Here is a 19197-nt window from a genome sequence, read left to right as displayed (position 1 = left end):
ATGGTCAGCCCGCGACGGAGGCCTTGTAGATGCTGCCGATGGACTCCTTGAGCTGTCCGTCGAAGGCGTCGTCGGATTGCTGGTCGGAAAGCCCTTCGGTCAGCGCGCGGGAGAAGCTGGCGATCATGCCGGTGTTCTGGGCGAGGCGGGTGTTGGCCTCGTCGCGCGCATAGCCGCCGGAGAGGGCGACGACGCGCATCACGCGGTCATGCTCGATCAGCGGTTTGTAGTGGTTCGCGGTCTCGGGCAGGGTGAGCTTGAGCATCACCTCGCGACCCGCGGGCAGGGTGTCGAGATGCTTGGCGATCTCGTCGCGCAGGATCGATTCCGCCTCGGCCTTGTCGGCGATCGAGATGGTGACCTCGGGCTCGATGATCGGGACGAGGCCGGCATCGAGGATCTCGGCGCCCACGGCGAATTGCTGGTCGACCACGGCGGCGATGCCCGAGGGGGAGGCCGCGTCGATCACCGAGCGCATCTTGGTGCCGAAGATTCCGTGGGTGTTGGCGCGGGCCAGCAGCTCCTTGAGCCCCGGCATCGGTTTCATCAGGCGCACGCCGTCGGTTTCATCGTCGAGCCCCTTGTCGACCTTGAGGAAGGGGACGACGCCGCGCTCTTCCCAGAGGTAGGCGCCGGTGGGCTTGCCGTCGATCTCGCGCTCCATGGTCTGTTCGAAGAGGATGGCGCCGAGGATGCTGTCGCCGGTGAAGGCGGGCGACTTGATGATCCGGGTCCGCATCTGGTGGATGAGGTCGAACATCTCGTCCTCGTTCGAATAGCGGTCTTCCTCGATGCCGTAGAGGCGCAGGGCCTTGGGGGTGGAGCCGCCCGACTGGTCGAGGGCCGCGATGAAGCCGTTGCCCTCGCGCATCCTGGCTGCTTGATCTTTTTTCGACATGGAAATGCTCCGCCCTGAAAATGGTGATTTGCGGCTGGGTCGCCGTGCGTGCCCCTCTTAGGCGAGGGTCGGCAGCGTTGCAATTATGGTGGCGCTAACAGGGCGGTGCGGCGGGGGGCGTGCGCGGGAATTGGCGCGGAGACGGGCGGGCGGGCCTTATCGGAAGGCGACGAGCGCCACGGAGGCCAGCAGCAGGACGGCGAAGGCGATGTTCACGGCGCGCGAGGCCCTGGGGTGCTGGAGGGTGCGGGCCAGGGTGGCGCCGATGGAGAGCCAGAGGAAGTTGACGATCAGGATCACGCCCATGACGATCGCGGCCTTGGTCAGCCCGTCCTCGACCGGGGCGCCGGGCAGGAGGGTGTAGCCCGAGAAGAGCGCGCCCATGGCGGCATAGGCCTTGGGGTTCGACAGCGACAGCAGCACGCCCGCATACCAGCGGGGGGCGCGGGGGCGGTTTTCGTCGGGCAGCGCCGAGAGGGGCGGGGCGGTGGCGATGCGCCAGGCGAGGTAGAGGAAGTAGAGGACGGCCGCGCCGGTGATGACGGGGGCGAGGCCCGGGATGGCGAGGATGGCGCCGGAGATGCCGGTGCCGACGATGACGATGACGAGGCCGACGCCGGCGCTGAGGCCGAGCATGTATTCGAAGCCCTTGAGGCGCCCGAAGGAGGCGCCGACGGCGGCGACGCTGAGCGTGTTGGGGCCGGGGCTGCCGGTGAGGGCGAAGGCGGCGATCAGGAAGGAGGCGAGGATGTCGAACATGGGCGGGAGTTTAGGGGTGTGTGCGGGGGGATGCAGCAGGTTTTGTGGGGGGTGGTATTGGGGGGAGGTGTGATCTGGCACGCGCCCGGAACAAGGCCGGAGGCCGCCGGGCGAGCGCCGGCCCGTCCCCACGGGCAGGCGCTTTGGCGGGTGTTGGGTGACTTTATTAGGTTGGATGTAGGCTGCACCATAAAGCGGCAGCCAGAGCTGATGCAGCGCCTCCCCACGGGCCGGCGCTCGCCCGGCGGCGGAACCGGCGGCGCTTTGGCTGTTTTTGGGAATGGAGTGCCGGGCAGTGCCCGTCACGCCGGAGGCGTGCCGCCTATATTGGCGCACCTTTGGTGCGACGGGCGGACGGGCGCTGCCCGGCGCCGCGCCTTTGGCGCGGCTTGATTCCGGGCGGGGATTGGCTTGCGAAGTTGTGGCCAAGGGGGGAGAGGGTAGGAACCCGCCCCGGGCCTGACCCGGGGCCTCTGGCGGAGCGAGGTCCCGGCTCGGGGGCCGGGACGGGGAGGATGTTGGCGCGAGGTCCCGGCTCGGGGGCCGGGACGAGGCTCAGCCTTCCAGCGCCGCGACGCCGGGGAGGGTCTTGCCTTCCATCCATTCGAGGAAGGCGCCGCCGGCGGTGGAGATGTAGCTGAAGTAATCCGCCGCGTCGGCCTGGTTGAGGGCCGCGACGGTGTCGCCGCCGCCCGCCACCGCGATGAGCTTGCCGGAATGGCAGAGCCCCGCCGCGTGGGCCGCCGCCGCGTTGGTGGCGCCGTCGAAGGGGGGTGTCTCGAACGCGCCGAGGGGCCCGTTCCAGATGAGCGTTGCCGCCCGATCCATCGCCTGGGTGATATGGAACACGCTGTCGGGGCCGGCGTCGAGGATCATGGCCTTTTCGGGGCAGTCCTCGGTCCGGACGATCTCGAACGGGGCGCCTTCGCGGAGGTCTTCTGCCACGACCACGTCGCGTGGCAGGATCACCTCGCAGCCGGTGGTTGCCGCCTTCTCGGCGATGGCGCGGGCGGTGTCGGCCATGTCGTGCTCGCAGAGCGAGCGGCCCACGTCGAGGCCTTGCGCGGCGAGGAAGGTGTTGGCCATGGCGCCGCCGATCACGAGGATGTCGACCTTCTCGATCAGGTTGGACAGGAGGTCGAGCTTGGTCGAGACCTTGGCGCCGCCCACGACCGCCATCAGCGGACGGTGGGGATTGCCGAGGGCGTTTTCCAGCGCCTCGAGTTCCGACTGCATCAGCCGGCCGGCGCAGGCGGGCAGGAGGCGGGCCAGCGCCTCGGTCGAGGCATGGGCGCGGTGGGCGGCGGAGAAGGCATCGTTGCAGTAGACGTCGCCGAGGGCGGCGATGCGGCGGGCGAAATCCTCGTCATTGGCCTCTTCGCCGGGGTTGAAGCGGATGTTCTCCAGGAGCAGCACCTCGGCGGCGCGGGCCTCCTCTGTCAGGTTCTCGGCGCCGTCGAGGGTTTCGATGAACTGCACCGAGTGGCCGAGGGCGTTTTCCAGCGCCGGGACGAGCTGGCGCAGGGTCATGCTGTCGACGACCTTGCCCTTGGGCCGGCCGAAATGCGCCAGCAGCATGGGCTTGCCGCCCTTGTCGAGGATGGCCTGCACGGTGGGTACGATCCGGTCGATGCGCGTGGTGTCGGTGACCTGTCCGTTTTCCACCGGCACGTTGATGTCGACCCGGGTCAGGACCGTCTTGCCGTCGAGGTCCATATCGTCGAGGGATTTCCAGCTCATGGCCCGCCATCTCTTTCGGTTGGGAGAAACTCGCGCCCCTATTGGCGGCTTGCGGCTGGGGCGTCAACCTCTGCCGCGCGGGGGTAGCGCCAACATGCGCAATGGTGCGGCGCTGGTGGCTTGGCATTCGCGGGGATAGGTCTTAGGACTCCCGGCACGTAGATTGACAGGAGGGCCCGATGGCCGAAATCAACGACCCGGAAAACACCATTCTGATCGAGCTGAAGGATGGCACGGTGACGATCGAGCTTCTGCCCGACATCGCCCCCGGCCATTGCGAGCGGATGAAGGAGCTGGCGCGTGCCGGCGCCTATGACAACGTGGCCTTTCACCGGGTGATCGACGGGTTCATGGCGCAGACGGGCGACGTGAAGAACGGCAACATGGAGCAGGATTTCAACCTGCGCCTGGCCGGGACGGGCGGCAGCGACAAGCCCAACCTGAAGGCCGAGTTCAGCCGCATCCCGCATGACCGCGGCACGATCGGCGCGGCGCGGAGCCAGAACCCGGACAGCGCCAACAGCCAGTTCTTCATCAACTTCAAGGACAACCATTTCCTGAACGGGCAATACACGGTCTATGGCCGGGTGATCGAGGGCATGGAACATGTCGACGCCATCACGCGGGGCGAGCCGCCGCAGAACCCCGACCGGATGATCAGCATGAAGGTGGCCGCCGATGCGTAAGCTTGCGATTGCGTTCAGCCTGCTGGCCTCGCCAGCCTTGGCGACGGGGCTGCAGATCGAGGTGGCCGGGGAGGCCAACGGCACCATCACCATCGACCTGCTGGAGGACGTGGCACCGGGGCATGTGGAGCGGATCACGACGCTGGCCGAGCAGGGCGCCTATGACGGTGTCGTCTTTCACCGGGTGATCGAGGGCTTCATGGCGCAGACCGGCGACGTGGAGTTCGGCAAGCTGGAGGGCGGCGACATGAGCCGGGCCGGGATGGGGGCGAGCGACTTGCCCGATCTCGAGGCCGAGTTCAGCGACGAGCCCTTCGAGCGCGGCGTGGTCGGCATGGCCCGCAGCCAGAACCCCGACAGCGGCAACAGCCAGTTCTTCATCATGTTCGCCCCGGCGACCCATCTGAACGGGCAATATACCGTGGTGGGCCGGGTGACCGAGGGCATGGAGGTGGTCGACGCCATCAAGCGCGGCCGCGGCCAGAACGGCGCCGTGATCGGCCAGCCGGACGTGATGACCAGCGTGACGGTCACCGACTAGGCTATTAGCGCCGCCCGAACATGTGCCCTTGCGGGCGGCCCGGCTTCGCCATAGGGTCGCCCGCGAGGAGATCCTGACGACCCCATGCGCGCCCCGTTCGCGATGAACATCGCCCGCCTGTTTTGCGCCGAGACCGCGCTGGCCGAGACCGGCCGGACCGAGGGTCGCTTCCCCGTTTCACCATGTCTTGCCGCCCTGGCCCATCCCCCGCGCCGGATCTGTCCGCGCGCGTCATTCCCGGATTCCTGATACATGAACCCATACCGCCCGACCGGATACGAGCCGCTCGACACGCTGAAACCCGTGGCCGAGGGGCTGTGGCTGATCGACGGGCCGGCGCACCAGCACGGGGGCATCCCCTATCCGACGCGGGCCACGGTGGCGAAGCTGGAGGATGGCGGGCTGTGGGTGCATTCGCCGACGCCGTTGACGAAGCGGCTGCGGGCGGAGGTGGACGCGCTGGGGCCGGTGGCGCACCTGGTGGTGCCGAACCACGCGCATGTGGCGAACCTGGACGGCTGGGCCAGGGCCTATCCGGAGGCCCGATGCTGGGCGCCGCCCGAGGCGGGGGTGGCGGGCGCGCGGGACTTGCAGGCCAGCGGCGCCGAGGCGGACTGGGCGGGGCAGATCGACCAGATCACCGTGCGGGCGGGCCGCAAGCTGCGGGAGGCGTGTTTCTTTCACCGCCCCTCGCGCAGCCTGATCGTGGCCGACCTGATCGAGGCGATCGAGACGCAGCACATGCCCGCCTACCTGCGGCCGGTCTTCTGGCTGTCGGGTACGGATCACACGGGCGCGCATATGCGGCCCAGCTATCGCTGGGCGCTCAGGCGCGAGGACAAGACGGCGTTGGCCGACGATGTCGAGGTGATGATCAAGTGGCGGCCGCGGCGGGTGATCCTGGCGCATGGCCGCTGGGTGCCGCATGACGGAGTGGCGGCGCTGGAGCATGCGTTCCGCAAGGTGCTGCGGGCGCGACGGTGGGAAGTGGCCTACGAAGAGTTCGAGAAGGGCCGGGGTGTTTAAGAGATTTTATGCCTCCGGCGGGGATACTTTTCGCCAGAAGAAGCTTGGGAGTCCCTAACTTCTTCTGGCCGGAAATATCCCGGGGGGCTGCCATTGTGCGCCATTGGTTCAAGCCCAATGGCGGCGGGCTGGCCCCCAATCTACCGGATCAGGTTCACGCGCAGTTTCAGGCCGCGGCGCGCCTCTTGCGGGAGGTGGCGGTTGAGGCGGCGGTTGACGAGGCCGAAAAGCCCGATGATCACCAGTGTCAGCAGGATGAAATAGCCCGCGAGGATCGGGTAGGGCACGAAGGGGTTGAAGGTCTTGTCGGCGAAGAACTTGGCGTAGTAGAGCGCGTCGCCCCGTTGCCCCCAGGCCGGGAAGGCGGAGAAGAAGACCAGCGTGGTGGCGTGGAAGAGGAAGATCGCTTCGTTCGTGTAGGCGGGCCAGGCGAGGCGCAGCATGGTGGGCCAGACGATGCGGCGGAAGCGGGCCAGACCGGTGAAACCGTAGGCGTCGGCGGCCTCGATATCGCCCTTGGGGATGGCGCGGAGGGCGCCGTAGAAGATTTCCCCGGAATAGGCGGCGGTGTTGAGGAAGAGCACGATCAGCGCGCCGAGCCAGGCCGAGGTGAAGGGATCGAACCAGGGCGAGACGTTCTTCAGCGACAGGAAGAGGAAATAGGCGAAGAAGAACTGGATGAAGAGGGGGGAGCCGCGGAAGATGAAGATGAACCATTCCGAGGATTTGCGGATCAGCCGGTTCCGGGAGGATTTGCCCACCGCCACCGCGGTGGCGAGGAAGAAGCCCGCCAGCAGGGCCAGCACGCCGAAATAGACGTTCCAGATCAGGCCCGAGCCGATCAGGGTGAAATGTTCGCAGAGCGTGTAGCCCTCGCGCGGGAGGAGGCGTTCGCCGATGCCGACGGAGCGGAGGGCGTAGTCCTGGATCGTTTGCCAGCAGCTCATGCAAGGGTCCTCCACAGGAGGGCCCGTAGGCGCGAGAGCGTTTGCGTAGCAAATGCGGGCGCCGGGAGGGATTGGGGGGCGAGGTGTCGGGTCATGCGCCGGCCCTCCGCTGGGCTTCGCCGCCGGAGGTGGCCTGGCCGTGGGAGAGTTTCACCATCAGTTTCTCGAGGAAGATTTCCGAGACGCGGGTGAAGCCCAGGTAGAAGACCAGCAGCGCCAGGAAGTACCACATGCGCCAGTCGCCGTGGGGGTAGCTGGTGAAGCGGGGGTTGGCGGTGCCGCCCAGTTCGCGGGCCCAGTAGACGATATCCTCGACCCCCAGGAGGAAGAGGAGCGGCGTGGCCTTGATCAGCACCATCCAGAGGTTCGACAGCCCCGGCAGGGCGTAGACCCACATCTGCGGGACGAGGATGCGCCAGAAGGTCTGGCGCCGGGTCATGCCGTAAGCCTCGGCGGTTTCCAGTTGCGCCCGGGGGACGGCGCGCATGGCGCCGAAGAGGACGTTGGCCGAAAACGCGCCGAAGACGATGGCGAAGGTCAGCACGGCGAGGAAGAAGCCGTAGGTTTCGTGGATCCATTGCGGCGAGGTGGACAGCGGCAGCTTGGCCGGGGGGCAGACGATGAAATCGTTGCCCTGGCGGATCGCCGCGTCCCAGCCGGGGCATTTCACCTGGTGGCGGATCCATTCGAAGAACTGGTCGAGGGCGATGACGAAGAACAGGAAGAAGGCGATATCCGGCACGCCGCGGACGATGGCGATATAGGCCTTGCCCAGCCAGCTTACCGGCGCGATGCGCGAGCGGGCGGCGACGGCGCCGCCGAAGCCGAAGGCCAGCGCGGCCGGCGCGGTGATGGCCAGCAGCGCCAGCACCACGAAGACCGACAGGTACAGCGACATGTGCTTGCCCGTGGTCATGTAGCAGGCGAGCCACTGGAAATTGCCGAGCGTCTCGGGATCTGTGCAGAAGGCGAAAATGGCGGTGTCCCCCGTCCACGGGTCTTGGTGCCCGTTGGTCGTCGGGGCGGGCCCGGTCAGGCCCGCCCCGGAATGATCGTCGAGATCAGAAGGTCGTGGCGACTTCCCACTTGGTGATCAGCTCGTTGAGCGAGCCGTCATCCTTCATCGACTGGATCGCGGCGTCGAGCGTCTCTTTCAGCTCGGTGTCGCTTTCGCGGACGCCGAGGCCGACGCCGCCGCCGATTTCCTCTTCCTGCGACAGCAGCATCAGCCCGTCTTCCTCGGCCGCGACGGGCGCGAGGTAGGACTTGTCGGCCAGCACCGCGTCGGCCTCGCCGTTGCGGACGGCGGCGATGGTTTCCTCGGGCGTGGCGAATTCCACCAGCGTCCAGTCCTTGTCGGCGACGAAGGCCGCCTGGATCGTGCCGGTCTGGGCGGCGATCACGGCGTTCTCGAGATCGACGTCCTCGGACATGGCGAGATAGGCGGAGGGATCCGGCGGGGTGTAGTTCTGGGTGAAGTCGATCACCTCGTCACGCTCGTCGGTGATGGACATGCCGGCGATGATCACGTCGTAGTTGCCCGAGACGAGGTTGGGGATGATCGAATCCCAGTCGTTGGTGACCCATTCGCAGTTGAGCTCGGCGCGCTTGCAGATCTCGTCGCCGAGTTCACGCTCGAAGCCGTCGACCTCGCCCGAATCGTTGATGAAGTTCCACGGGGGGTAGGCGCCCTCGGTGCCGAGGCGGACGACGTCCTGGGCCATGGCCAGGCTGGCCGAGGTGGCCAGCGCGGCGACGGAAAGAATGAATGTTCTCATTGGTTTCTCCCTTGGTTGGTGGTTGGTCAGGCGGCCATGGTGGAGCTGAGAAACTGCCTCAGCCGCTCTGATTTCGGTTGGCCGAAGAGCGTGTCCGGCGCGCCCTCTTCCTCGATCAGGCCCTGGTGGAGGAAGATGACGTGATCGGAGACGTCGCCGGCCATTTTCATGTCATGGGTGACGATCATCATGGTGCGGCCCTCGCGGGCGAGATCCTTGATGACGCGGACCACTTCCTGTTCGAGCTCGGGGTCGAGGGCGGAGGTGGGTTCGTCGAAGAGCAGCGCCTCGGGTTCCATACAGAGGGCGCGGGCGATGGCGGCGCGCTGTTGCTGGCCGCCGGAGAGCTGGGCGGGGTAGACATCGGCCTTGTCGCCGATGCCGACCTTGTCGAGATAGCCGCGGGCGGCCTCCTCGACCTCGGCGCGGTCGCGGCCGAGGACGGTGAGCGGCGCCTCCATCACGTTTTGCAGGATGGTGAGGTGGGCCCAGAGGTTGAACTGCTGGAAGACCATCGACAGGTTGGTGCGGATGCGGAGCACCTGCTTGGCGTCGGCGGGGTGGCGGTTGAGGCCGGAGCCGCGCCAGGTGACGGGCTCGCCCTTGAAGAGGATGTCGCCCTGCTGGCTGTCCTCGAGAAGGTTGGCGCAGCGCAGGAGCGTGGATTTGCCCGAGCCGGAGGAGCCGATCAGCGAGACCACGTCGCCCTTGTGGGCGGTGATGTCGACGCCCTTGATCACCTCGAGCGGGCCATAGGCCTTGTGAAGGTTGCGGATCTCGATGACGGGCGTGGCTTCGGCCAAGTGCAGCATCCCCCAAGGTTTCAACGGTTTGGCTGCCGAGCAGTAGGGCGGAAAATCTGGCGCAATGCAACGCACAAAACGGAACATTATCCGCCGGGACGGGCGAATTGACGTCTCGTCACGCCGTTATGGCGCATGGGCGGGCGGAGCGCGTGGCGTGCTTCCAAGTCGATCGTTGCGTCCGCAATCTGGTTATTCTGCTCCGCTGCTACTGCGCACGATGCCGATCAGGCGACGGAATTCATCGTCCGGAGTTGCCTGCTTCCAGAAGTTGATAAAGCGACAGACCAACTGAAGGTTCGCAGCATCATAATGCCCGCTGCTGTCGATCCGGTCTGCAGACGGCAGCATGTTCTTGTCACCCTCATACTCGAAGGGCAATCCGGTGATGGCGCAGCGCTCGTTCTGCTGCTCCATGAGACGCGGCAGCAGAGCGTCAAGTTCGCTAGCCAGCATTTTCAGGTCTTTGTTCTTGACCGTAACCTCTATCTTCTGCCCATTGGCAGCCTGCACGGTACTCAAAATCGAATACTTCATGCTTGCGAGGGCCTTCGCTTTGCCGTCGCCGAAGCGTACATTGACGGCCTTATTCGCAGATAGCTGGGGGTTTCCGTCTGCGTCCAGCCCCCACCAAAGGGCATCTAACGTCCACAGATCAATGTCGAGCTTTCGGGCCAGATTAAGCAGGACCTGATTGACCGCGACATACCGGTTGCCCATTGTCGCGCCTCGAGCGAAAGCGGGCCACAGCCCAAGCGAGCGCAAGGCCTTTTCCGAGGTTCCATTCCAAACTCCGTATTTTTCGGGGTAGGCGACCAGCAGAATGGCGGAGAGTTTCGCCATTCCCATACCCGGAGCTTCAATCACGGAATCGACCCGTTCACGGATCGGGCGCGTCTCGTCCACCAAAACGGCAAGTACGTCGCGCAGCTCGTCCATATTCGCGTAGAGTTGCGGCTGGCGCTCCAACCCCGTCCAATGCTTGTTGTGCTCGATACTCAGGAAATTCCGAAAAACCCCCTCATCCAATTCAGCCACTGCGCCAGGCTGAAAGACTGGCGTAAACCGGCGCAGTACCTGGTCTCGATTACTAATAATCTCTTGGACATCCAGCTGGTCTTTAATCGGTATTAGTTTCTCAATGATTTCCGGGGTCATGATGTTACTCAACAATACTTGTCGCGGCCGGCGGCGGCGGGTTGGGAATGGCGAGGTAGGCCTCGGGGGGGAGGCGGACGAGGCCGCGGAGGGAGAGGGTGTCGCGATCGTCGGGGGAGAGGTCGGCGATGGCGGCGGAGATGGCGTCGAAGAGCGGCCCGGGGTCGCGGGTGAGGGCGGTGATGTAGGGCAGGACCGGGGTGGGTTCGGTGCGGGCGATCTCGCGCAGGGTGGTGGCGAAGGGGTCGTGGCGCTGGATGAGCGCCCATGTGAGGGCGTCGAGCGCGGCGATGTCGGCGCGGCCCTCGGCCACGGCGCGGGCGGAGAGGGCGTGGCCGCCGGTCTGTAAGGTGTTGGTGAAGATGAAGCCTTGCGAGCGGGCGTGGTTCTGGGGGGCGGCCCAGCCGCTTTGGGAGAGGGGTTCGTTATAGGCGAAGGGCGCCTCGGCGAAATCGGAGGGGGTGGTGCGGTGGTCGTTGGCGCGGGCCACGAAAACCGAGCAGTAATGGCCGGGCGGGCAGCCGGGGAGGCCGTAATCGGGGGTGCCGATGAGGGTCACCTGCCCGTGGAGTTTCGCGCGATAGGGGTAGCCGCAGGTCTGCGAGAGGATGAGGTCGGGGGCGAGCCAGTGATCCCACAATTCGCCGGTGCGGGTGAGGGTGTCGGGGCCGTGGCCCAAGCGGTTGCGGATCGCCTGCCAGAACCTGTCATTCGCGGCCGCGGTTTCCGGCCGGTCGTACATCGGCAGGCTGGCGAGGCTCACCCCCGGGCCACTTTCTGGCGGGCGAGGGCGCTGTCGCGGTCGCTGATGCCGAGGAAGTTGGAGGCCATGCGAATGAGCGCGTCTTCGTCGGCGTCGCGTTCGCCGTCGGCGAGCGCCACTTCCCAGAGCGCCTCGATCACGGCGGTGCGGTGCTCGTAGGGTACCGAATCCTTGATGGCGCGGGTGAAGCGGACGGTGTCGGGCGCTTCCGATTCGAGCTGTTCGGCTTCGGCGCGCAATTGCTGCGCGCCGGCAGGGTCGAGGCCATAGCGCCGGCCAGCGATTCGCTCGATATGGGCGACCTCGTCGGCGTCGTAGAACCCGTCGGAGCGGGCGATGCGCACGAGCAGGGCGGTGAGGGCCAGGCGCGCGTCGGCATCGTCGAGCTGTTCGGGCTCTGGCTGGATGAGCTTGTTCAGGAAATCAGCAAACATGGGAGGAGATATAGGCGCAGGCGCGGCCCGCGCCAATCGTTAACTGAGGAAGGCGGTTTCGCGGGCGCGGGCGCTGTCTTCCTCGGAGAGGCCGAGGGCGGCGCGGGCGTCGTCGATGACCTTGAGCTCGGCCTCGTCGATGTCGCCGTCGGCGAGGACGATCTCCCACAGCACCTCGAGCGCGTCGACGCGGGCCTCGAAACTGACTGTTTCCCGGATGATATGTGCGAAACGGTCCGTTTCCGGGGCCTGCTTCTCGAGCTTCTCGGAGGTGGCGCGCATCTTGGCCGCCTCGACCGGGTTGAGGCCGTAGAGGCGGGAGAGGAGGCGGTCGATCCGGCTGATCTCGTCTACGCGGTAATCGTGGTCGGACATGGCGACGCGGACCATCAGCGCGCCGAGCGCGAGCTTCTCGTCCGGTTCCGGAAGGGGGTCGGGCTTGGGCGCGGAAAACGCGTGAATCAAACGGTTTAGCAGGGCTTTTGCTTCCATCGGAGGGCTCCGTCGGTGCCGGGCGCGGGACGGGGGCGGGCGCCGTGGCGTGCCGGTCGCGCGGCGCCCTTCCGGGCGCGCTGTCGCGTCGGCGCGATGGTGCCTGTCCCTCCCGCGGTGACCGGGGTGTTTTGCCGCACTCTTATCCCGTGGGTGGCGAATGACAATCCGGGCGAAGGCGGGTTTGGCGCGGGCGTGGTCCAAAGGTCGCAGGAGGGCCACAATTGCTCCCAACTATTTGCGCTTTCGGGGGCAAGGTTGCGGGCCAATCAAGATGCGCGGTGCAACGCGCGAAGACGGAGCCGCGGATGCCGCCTTTTGACAAGTGTGACTGGTCGATGAGTAACAAGGACGAACAGATGAAGCGGGCCCGGGCCGCGACCGCGGCGGAGCTGCGGCGCATGGCGCGCAGCTTCGACTGGTCGCGGAACCCCGAGCCGGTGCTGGGCTGGATGATGGCGCAGAAGGGGATGGACCTGTCGAGCGCGCTGGTGGTGTTCTTCAACGGCGATCCGGGGCGGTTCAACTACCTGTCGAAACGCGAGGTGCCGCAGGAGTTTCGCGGCGCGGCGCGGGTGCTGGACAATATCTGCCTGCGGGTGAACAGCGGCTTCTACCGGGCGCGGCAGGGGCAGAAGCTGCCGGCGCGGGCGCGGCTGGATGCGTGGCTGGATTTCCAGGCCGCGGACCGGGCGGCGGGGCGCCGGGGTCGGTGGATCCTGGACGAGGGGATCATCGAGACGGCGCTGCGCGGCAAGCGGCACCCGGCGATGGCCGAGGAGACGGCCGATATCGGCGCGTTGCGGCCGTTGCAGGGGCCCGGCGCGGTGCAGGGGTTCCTGGCGGAGCTGCTGGGGCCGGGGCTGGGGGAGCGGCTGCTGCGGGTGTTGCCGCGGCGGGGCAGTGACGGGCTGAGATAGGGCCCGTCAGACCAGCCGCGAGGTGTTCACCGCGGCTTTCACGAAATCGGCGAAGAGCGGGTGGGGCTGGAAGGGTTTCGACTTCAGCTCGGGGTGAAACTGGACGCCGATGAACCACGGGTGGTCGGACCATTCGACGATTTCCGGGAGGCGGCAGTCGGGGGACATGCCGGAGAAGCAGAGGCCGACCTCTTCCAGTTTCTCGCGGTACTTGATGTCGACCTCGTAGCGGTGGCGGTGGCGTTCGTCGATGGCGGTGGTGCCGTAGACCTGGGCGACCTTTGAGCCTTCCTTGAGGACCGCGTCATAGGCGCCGAGGCGCATGGTGCCGCCCTTGTCGTCGGAGACCTTGCGCTTGACCTTCTCGTTGCCCTGCACCCATTCCTTGAGGTGGTAGACGACGGGGGTGAAGCGTTTCTTGCCGGCCTCGTGGTCGAACTCCTCGGAGCCGGCATCCTTGAGACCGGCGAGGTTGCGGGCGGCCTCGATCACCGCCATCTGCATGCCGAGGCAGATGCCGAGATAGGGGATCTTGCGTTCGCGGGCGAATTGCGCGGCCTTGATCTTGCCTTCCGTACCGCGTTCGCCGAAGCCGCCGGGCACGAGGATGGCGTGGAAGCCCTCGAGATGGACGGCCGGATCCTCGGTGTCGAAGATCTCGGCATCGACCCATTCGACGCTGACCTTCACGCGGTTGGCCATGCCGCCATGGGTGAGCGCCTCCTTGATCGACTTGTAGGCGTCTTCGAGCTGGGTGTACTTGCCGACGATGGCGATCTTCACCTCGCCGTCGGTGTGGTGGATGCGGTCCTCGACATCCTGCCACTTGGCCATGTCGGGCTTCGGCGCGGGAGAGATGGCGAAGGCGTCGAGCACCGCCTGGTCGAGCCCTTCGCGGTGATAGGCGAGCGGGGCCTCGTAGATGGAATTGAGGTCATAGGCCGCGATCACCGACTCGGTGCGGACGTTGCAGAAAAGCGCGATCTTCTCGCGTTCCTTTTCCGGGATCGGCTGTTCGGAGCGGCAGACGAGGATGTCGGGCGCGATGCCGATGGATTGCAGCTCCTTGACGGAGTGCTGGGTCGGCTTGGTCTTCAGCTCGCCGGAGGCGGCGAGGTAGGGCAGGAGGGTGAGGTGCATGAAGATGCACTGGCCGCGGGGACGGTCGTGGCTGAACTGGCGGATGGCCTCGAAGAAGGGCAGGCCCTCGATGTCGCCGACGGTGCCGCCGATCTCGCAGAGCATGAAATCGACCTCGTCATCGCCGATGCCGATGAAGTCCTTGATCTGGTTGGTGACGTGGGGGACGACCTGGATGGTCTTGCCGAGGTAATCGCCGCGGCGCTCCTTTTCGAGCACGTCGGAATAGATGCGGCCAGAGGAAACGGAATCGGTCATCCGCGCCGGGACGCCGGTGAAGCGTTCGTAATGGCCCAGGTCGAGATCGGTCTCGGCGCCGTCGTCGGTGACGAAGACCTCGCCATGCTCGAAGGGTGACATGGTGCCGGGATCGACGTTCAGGTAGGGGTCGAGCTTGCGCAGGCGGACCGAGAAGCCGCGGGCCTGGAGAAGCGCGCCGAGCGCGGCCGAGGCGAGGCCCTTGCCCAGTGAAGATACAACGCCGCCTGTGATGAAGACATACCGCGCCATGCGTCGGAACCCCCCGTGATTCTGCTCGTGTTCAAACGGGCCCGCACGGCCGATTCGGCCGCAGCACCACGGGACTCAACTCATAAAGCATTCACGCCAATGGCGCAAGCTGACCGCAAGATGCTGTTGCGGTATTCCGGCCTGTCTCAATCGGTAGTGGTCAGTCGGCGGTGGGCGTCAGGGGGGCGTCGTCGCCTTCCGCGGGCGGAAGGAGATCGTTGCCGGTGTCGGGAAGCTCGGGCGAGGTTTCTTCCTGCGCGGCCGGCCTGTCGGTGATCCGGTCGAGGACGGAGGAGCCCGAGGAGGTCTGTGCCGCGATGATGGTGAGCGCCATGGAGGTGACGAAAAGGCCGATGCCCAGCACCCATGTCATCTTGCCCAGAGCCGTGGCCGCCGAGCGGCCCGCCGTCGCGTTGCCGCCGCCGCCACCCATGCCGAGGCCGCCCCCTTCGGAGCGCTGCAGAAGCACCACGACGATCAGCGTGAGCGTCAGAAGCAGGTGGACGAGGAGGATGACGTTTTCCATGCGGACTGCCTTGCGGTTCGGAACAGGCGCTATCTATGCGTTTCGCGGCTGGGCTGCAACCCGGCAATTGGGGGGTGGGAGAGGGGTGTTGCGGATTGTCCGGCGGCGCTCGCCAGCCCTTGCGGGTTGTCTCGCGAGGGTCAGCGGCGGCGGGTGAGGCCGAGGGCGGCGAGCGCGTGGTGCAGGCGGGTCTGGAAAGGCAGGCGGCGGGCGAGCGGGCGGGCGAGGGGCGTGGCGGATTTGCGGTCGGCCTCGTGCATGTCGATTACCCGCTCGGCACAGCCGCAGCCTTCGCCGAGGCCGACCTTGGTGTAGTAGAATTTCTGGAAGTCGTGGTCGGGGTTGGGCATGGGCTGACCTCCTCAGCGGTTTTGCCGCTCGGCTTCGTATTCTGCAAGATAGTCTTCCAGCACGCGGATGATCATTCGAACGTCTTCTTCCTCGTGCCCTTCGCGGATCAAGTCATAGCCTTCGGCCACGATGCGGGGCGTCACGAAGTCGCCATTGGCGGCGTAGGTTTTCAGATCGCGCAGGGCGTCCATGACGGTTTGCTTGCGGTGAAGAAGGTGAGAAATCGCGAATGACCGTTCAGCGACATCCCTGACCTGGGATGGCCTGTCGAGGTGGTAGAAGCTGTCGTCGCCTTCGAAGTAATAGGCCTCGTCTTCGGGGTAGAACTCGCGGCAGAACGCGTCGAAGGATTTCATCGTGAACGGGGGGAGGTGGTGCTTTCTAAGGCGCCGGGTCATTCATCCACGTCGTCCATGTCGGCTTGGCCGCTGAGCCTGCGGCGGACGTGGCTCCAGCTCAGGCCGATGCCGAGGACGAAGGCGAGGGCGATGAGCGCCAGCCAGACGACTTGCGACGTGTCGCGGAGGGTGAGCAGCCCGTAATCGTAGAGCACCCAGACCACCGCCGCGACAATGGCGACCACCAGGAACACCCCGAAGGCCCCGATCGAGCGCAGCGTGGCGCGCAGGTAGATGATGTAGCCCACCGCCAGCAGCAGGCCCATCAGCACCGCGAGCGGCATCTGGTCGTAGAAATTGGCCCGCACCCAGGTGACGTAGTTCCACTCCGTCGGGTTGAAGGTGGCGACGAGCAGGAGAAATGCCGCCACGAGGCGCAAGATGAAGCCGGTCATGTTCTGTCCCCCGTCCCCTTGTTTTCCCTTTCCTTCGCCCAACGAGGCGCGCCTGTCCAGCCCCGAGGGCCGGGCGCAGGCGTGAATTTGCGGTTTCAACGGCGCGCGGGCGGGGCTATACGGGCGCGGGATTTTCTAGTGCCGAGAGGACTGACATGGCCAACGTGGTTGTCGTGGGCGCCCAGTGGGGCGACGAGGGCAAGGGCAAGATCGTCGACTGGCTGAGCGAGCGGGCGGACGTGATCGCGCGGTTCCAGGGCGGGCACAATGCCGGCCATACGCTGGTGATCGACGGCAAGGTCTACAAGCTGAACGCGCTGCCCTCGGGCGTGGTGCGGGGCGGCAAGCTGTCGGTGATCGGCAACGGGGTGGTGCTCGACCCCTGGCATTTGTTGCAGGAGATCGAGACGATCCGCGGCCAGGGGGTGGAGATCACGCCCGAAACGCTGATGATCGCCGAGAACACGCCGCTGATCCTGCCGTTCCATGGCGAGCTGGACCGGGCGCGGGAATCGCAGAACTCGGTGGCGAAGATCGGCACCACGGGCCGCGGCATCGGGCCGGCCTACGAGGACAAGGTGGGGCGCCGCGTGATCCGGGTGGCCGACCTCGGCGATGACGCGACGCTGGAATTGCGGGTCGACCGGGCGCTGGTGCATCACAACGCGCTGCGGCGCGGGCTGGGGCTGGGCGAGATCGACCGCGATGCGCTGATCGCGCAGCTGCGAGAGATCGCGCCGAAGATCCTGCAATATGCGGGGCCCGTCTGGAAGGTGATGAACGACAAGCGCAAGGCGGGCCGGCGGATCCTGTTCGAGGGGGCGCAGGGGGCGCTGCTGGATATCGATTTCGGCACCTATCCCTATGTCACCTCGTCGAACGTGATCGCCGGGCAGGCGGCCACGGGCACCGGCATCGGACCGGGCTCGATCGATTACGTGCTGGGGATCGTGAAGGCCTATACGACCCGCGTGGGCGAGGGGCCGTTCCCGACCGAGCTCGATGACGAGAACGGCCAGCGGCTGGGCGAGCGGGGCCGGGAGTTCGGCACCGTCACGGGCCGCAAGCGGCGCTGCGGCTGGTTCGACGCCTGTCTCGTGCGGCAGACCTGTGCCACGTCGGGCGTGAAGGGGATTGCGCTCACCAAGCTCGACGTGCTGGACGGGTTCGAGGTGCTGAAGATCTGTGTGGGCTACGAGCTGGACGGGCAGCGGCTGGATTACCTGCCGACCGCGGCGGATGCGCAGGCGCGCTGCACGCCGGTCTACGAGGAGATGCCGGGCTGGAGCGAGTCGACCGAGGGCGCGCGGAGCTGGGCCGACCTGCCGGCCAATGCCATCAAGTATGTCCGCCGGGTGGAGGAGCTGATCGACTGCCCGGTGGCGCTGTTGTCCACGTCGCCCGAGCGGGAGGACACGATCCTCGTGACCGACCCGTTCGCCGACTGAGCCGGGGTGTCATGCCGAAGCTGAGCTACAAGGCAAGGCGGCGCTGGTCGCTGGTGGTGCTGCTGATCGGGCTGCCGATCTATATCGTCGTGGCGGTGAACTTCACCGACTGGCTGCGGGCGCGCTACGAGGGGTTGCCGGTGCTGGTGGAACTGCTGGTCTTCGTGGCGCTGGGGTTCCTCTGGATGCTGCCGTTGCGCTTCGTGTTTCTCGGTGTGGGCAAGGCGGACCCGGACGAGGAGGAGTGAGGGGGCGGTGGGCTGGCAGCCACCGGCGACTGAACCTGGCCTGTCGAGGTCCCGGCTCGGGGGGCGGGACGGGGAGCGCTGTTGCTCTTCTGGTTCAAGGCGGCGGGTTGCGTCATAGGTTTGCTTCCGAAACGACTTGCAAAACCGCGTGTTAACGCTTTCCTGGTGTTATGGCGAAGCTTGTTCTCCTGCATAAGGCCGACTCCATTTACGATGACGAGCCGGATGTCGTGTATGACTTCCCGCGCTCGTACCTGAAGGCGGTGCGGGAGGCCGTTGGCGACTGGATCATCTATTATGAACCGGTCAAGGCGGGGCCCCGAGGATACTTCGCCGTGGCACGGATCGACCGGGTCATCCCGAAGCCGGGCGCCGAGGGGCGGTTCCTTGCCATGATCGCGCCCGGTACCTTTCTTCCCTTCGACCGAGAGGTGCCGCGCCTCGTGCACGGACGGCCACTGGAAGCGGCCCTGACGGAGCCCGATGGCACCCCGAAAAAGGGGAGGCGCGGTGCAACTGGCCGTGCGGCGGTTGCCCGAGGCCGACTTCGCGCGCATCGTGAACCTGGGGCTGCCCCAGGACCTGGAACGGATCGAGGCGACGCGCTACGACCCGCAATCCTTGGCGTTTCAGGAGGAGGCGGAGCCGTTCGAGCGCCCGGTACTGGAGCGCCTCACGCGAAGGCCCTATCGTGACATCGCGTTCCGCAGAAAGGTGCGCGAAGCCTATGGATACCGCTGCGCGATGTCCGGCCTGATGCTGCGCAATGGCGGCGGGCGCCCGGAGGTGCAGGCGGCGCATATCCGACCGGTCGACAGCATGGGCAGCGACTCGGTTCGCAATCGCCTGGCCCTGTCCGGTACGTTGCACTGGATGTTCGACCGGGGCCTGATCTCGGTGGCCGACGATAACGAAACGATCCTCGTGTCACGCAACAAGGTGCCCGACGATGTCGAAAAACGGCTGCTGAGACCGGATTGCAAGCTTTGGAAGCCCGAAGATCCGGAGAACTGGCCGAGCCCGAAAAACCTGAGATGGCATCGTGAGAATGTCTTCGGCCAGGTGATTGGAGACGAACCGATCAGCTGGAGCTGAGACTGCCCTGGGGGACCGACCGTGCGCAAAGCTGTCGCGACGTCGTGTCGGGATATCGAATGGCGCAGGGGGCGCTGCCCCCAACGTTGAATTTCCCGAGGAAATCCAACGTCTCCCCCGGGATATTTCTCGCCAGAAGAA

Annotated in this window: 23 protein-coding genes; 7 read left to right on the top strand and 16 right to left on the bottom strand. The window is 66.3% G+C overall.

The window, feature by feature from the left end; all coding sequences use genetic code 11:
* Nucleotides 1-4: 4 nt before the first annotated feature.
* The 3 genes from ACO07J_RS12445 to ACO07J_RS12435 form a co-directional block, all read right to left on the bottom strand.
* Nucleotides 5-898: a fructose bisphosphate aldolase gene (locus ACO07J_RS12445; protein WP_422029293.1), complete on the bottom strand. Its 894-nt coding sequence runs from the start codon at nucleotides 896-898 to the stop codon at nucleotides 5-7.
* 156 nt (nucleotides 899-1054) lie between these two features.
* Nucleotides 1055-1657 (bottom strand): LysE family translocator, encoded by a 603-nt coding sequence (locus ACO07J_RS12440; RefSeq protein WP_422029291.1) that lies wholly within the window; start codon nucleotides 1655-1657, stop codon nucleotides 1055-1057.
* Between the two features lie 555 nt (nucleotides 1658-2212).
* The gene (locus ACO07J_RS12435; protein WP_422029289.1) at nucleotides 2213-3397 is read right to left on the bottom strand and encodes a phosphoglycerate kinase; all 1185 of its coding nucleotides are present in this window, start codon (nucleotides 3395-3397) and stop codon (nucleotides 2213-2215) included.
* Nucleotides 3398-3576: 179 nt separating this feature from the next.
* On the opposite strand from ACO07J_RS12435, the gene ACO07J_RS12430 reads away from it, so the two are divergent.
* The 3 genes from ACO07J_RS12430 (at nucleotide 3577) to ACO07J_RS12420 (ending at nucleotide 5650) form a co-directional block, all read left to right on the top strand.
* Entirely contained in the window at nucleotides 3577-4083 is a 507-nt protein-coding gene (locus ACO07J_RS12430; protein WP_422029287.1) for a peptidylprolyl isomerase, read from the top strand.
* Nucleotides 4076-4624: a peptidylprolyl isomerase gene (locus tag ACO07J_RS12425; protein WP_422029285.1), complete on the top strand. Its 549-nt coding sequence runs from the start codon at nucleotides 4076-4078 to the stop codon at nucleotides 4622-4624. The genes ACO07J_RS12430 and ACO07J_RS12425 overlap by 8 nt, the downstream gene beginning before the upstream one ends.
* A gap of 252 nt (nucleotides 4625-4876) precedes the next feature.
* Complete coding sequence (locus tag ACO07J_RS12420; protein WP_422029283.1) at nucleotides 4877-5650, top strand: DUF4336 domain-containing protein; 774 nt, start codon at nucleotides 4877-4879, stop codon at nucleotides 5648-5650.
* Between the two features lie 140 nt (nucleotides 5651-5790).
* On the opposite strand, the gene ACO07J_RS12415 is transcribed toward ACO07J_RS12420, so the two are convergent.
* From ACO07J_RS12415 to ACO07J_RS12380, 8 genes are all read right to left on the bottom strand, one after another.
* Entirely contained in the window at nucleotides 5791-6597 is an 807-nt protein-coding gene (locus ACO07J_RS12415; protein ID WP_422029281.1) for an ABC transporter permease, read from the bottom strand.
* 91 nt (nucleotides 6598-6688) lie between these two features.
* A complete protein-coding gene (locus tag ACO07J_RS12410) occupies nucleotides 6689-7573 on the bottom strand; it encodes an ABC transporter permease (RefSeq protein WP_422029781.1) in 885 nt (294 codons plus the stop codon).
* Between the two features lie 85 nt (nucleotides 7574-7658).
* Nucleotides 7659-8375 (bottom strand): transporter substrate-binding domain-containing protein, encoded by a 717-nt coding sequence (locus ACO07J_RS12405; RefSeq protein ID WP_422029279.1) that lies wholly within the window; start codon nucleotides 8373-8375, stop codon nucleotides 7659-7661.
* A gap of 26 nt (nucleotides 8376-8401) precedes the next feature.
* Nucleotides 8402-9178 carry an ABC transporter ATP-binding protein gene (locus ACO07J_RS12400; protein ID WP_422029277.1) on the bottom strand — a complete coding sequence of 259 codons (777 nt, stop codon included), beginning with the start codon at nucleotides 9176-9178 and terminating at the stop codon, nucleotides 8402-8404.
* Nucleotides 9179-9370: 192 nt separating this feature from the next.
* Nucleotides 9371-10336, bottom strand: a complete 966-nt coding sequence (locus ACO07J_RS12395) for a hypothetical protein (RefSeq protein ID WP_422029275.1) — start codon at nucleotides 10334-10336, stop codon at nucleotides 9371-9373.
* Nucleotides 10337-10340: 4 nt separating this feature from the next.
* The gene (locus tag ACO07J_RS12390; RefSeq protein ID WP_422029779.1) at nucleotides 10341-11078 is read right to left on the bottom strand and encodes a phosphate/phosphite/phosphonate ABC transporter substrate-binding protein; all 738 of its coding nucleotides are present in this window, start codon (nucleotides 11076-11078) and stop codon (nucleotides 10341-10343) included.
* A gap of 17 nt (nucleotides 11079-11095) precedes the next feature.
* On the bottom strand, nucleotides 11096-11533 hold the full coding sequence (locus tag ACO07J_RS12385; protein WP_422029273.1) for a TerB family tellurite resistance protein: 438 nt from the start codon (nucleotides 11531-11533) through the stop codon (nucleotides 11096-11098).
* A 39-nt stretch (nucleotides 11534-11572) separates the two neighbouring features.
* Entirely contained in the window at nucleotides 11573-12025 is a 453-nt protein-coding gene (locus ACO07J_RS12380) for a TerB family tellurite resistance protein (RefSeq protein ID WP_422029271.1), read from the bottom strand.
* A gap of 338 nt (nucleotides 12026-12363) precedes the next feature.
* On the opposite strand from ACO07J_RS12380, the gene ACO07J_RS12375 reads away from it, so the two are divergent.
* Nucleotides 12364-12945, top strand: a complete 582-nt coding sequence (locus tag ACO07J_RS12375; protein WP_422029269.1) for a hypothetical protein — start codon at nucleotides 12364-12366, stop codon at nucleotides 12943-12945.
* A gap of 6 nt (nucleotides 12946-12951) precedes the next feature.
* On the opposite strand, the gene ACO07J_RS12370 is transcribed toward ACO07J_RS12375, so the two are convergent.
* The 5 genes from ACO07J_RS12370 to ACO07J_RS12350 all read right to left on the bottom strand — a co-directional run bounded on the left by ACO07J_RS12370 (nucleotide 12952) and on the right by ACO07J_RS12350 (nucleotide 16265).
* Nucleotides 12952-14595: a CTP synthase gene (locus ACO07J_RS12370; protein WP_422029267.1), complete on the bottom strand. Its 1644-nt coding sequence runs from the start codon at nucleotides 14593-14595 to the stop codon at nucleotides 12952-12954.
* A 160-nt stretch (nucleotides 14596-14755) separates the two neighbouring features.
* Nucleotides 14756-15121, bottom strand: a complete 366-nt coding sequence (gene secG, locus ACO07J_RS12365; RefSeq protein ID WP_422029265.1) for a preprotein translocase subunit SecG — start codon at nucleotides 15119-15121, stop codon at nucleotides 14756-14758.
* A 140-nt stretch (nucleotides 15122-15261) separates the two neighbouring features.
* Nucleotides 15262-15471: a hypothetical protein gene (locus tag ACO07J_RS12360; protein ID WP_422029263.1), complete on the bottom strand. Its 210-nt coding sequence runs from the start codon at nucleotides 15469-15471 to the stop codon at nucleotides 15262-15264.
* 12 nt (nucleotides 15472-15483) lie between these two features.
* Nucleotides 15484-15870 (bottom strand): hypothetical protein, encoded by a 387-nt coding sequence (locus tag ACO07J_RS12355; protein WP_422029261.1) that lies wholly within the window; start codon nucleotides 15868-15870, stop codon nucleotides 15484-15486.
* Nucleotides 15867-16265: a DUF6524 family protein gene (locus tag ACO07J_RS12350; RefSeq protein ID WP_422029259.1), complete on the bottom strand. Its 399-nt coding sequence runs from the start codon at nucleotides 16263-16265 to the stop codon at nucleotides 15867-15869. Before ACO07J_RS12350 ends, ACO07J_RS12355 begins: the two co-directional genes overlap by 4 nt.
* Before the next feature lie 155 nt (nucleotides 16266-16420).
* On the opposite strand from ACO07J_RS12350, the gene ACO07J_RS12345 reads away from it, so the two are divergent.
* From ACO07J_RS12345 to ACO07J_RS12335, 3 genes are all read left to right on the top strand, one after another.
* Nucleotides 16421-17713, top strand: coding sequence for an adenylosuccinate synthase (locus ACO07J_RS12345; RefSeq protein WP_422029257.1), 1293 nt, complete (start codon nucleotides 16421-16423; stop codon nucleotides 17711-17713).
* Nucleotides 17714-17724: 11 nt separating this feature from the next.
* Complete coding sequence (locus tag ACO07J_RS12340) at nucleotides 17725-17961, top strand: DUF2842 domain-containing protein (RefSeq protein ID WP_422029255.1); 237 nt, start codon at nucleotides 17725-17727, stop codon at nucleotides 17959-17961.
* Nucleotides 17962-18471: 510 nt separating this feature from the next.
* A complete protein-coding gene (locus ACO07J_RS12335; RefSeq protein ID WP_422029253.1) occupies nucleotides 18472-19056 on the top strand; it encodes an HNH endonuclease in 585 nt (194 codons plus the stop codon).
* Nucleotides 19057-19197: the final 141 nt, after the last annotated feature.

Source organism: Roseovarius sp., from assembly GCF_965228755.1.
In the GTDB taxonomy this organism is placed as follows: domain Bacteria; phylum Pseudomonadota; class Alphaproteobacteria; order Rhodobacterales; family Rhodobacteraceae; genus Roseovarius.
This window is presented reverse-complemented; position numbering and strand designations above follow the sequence as displayed.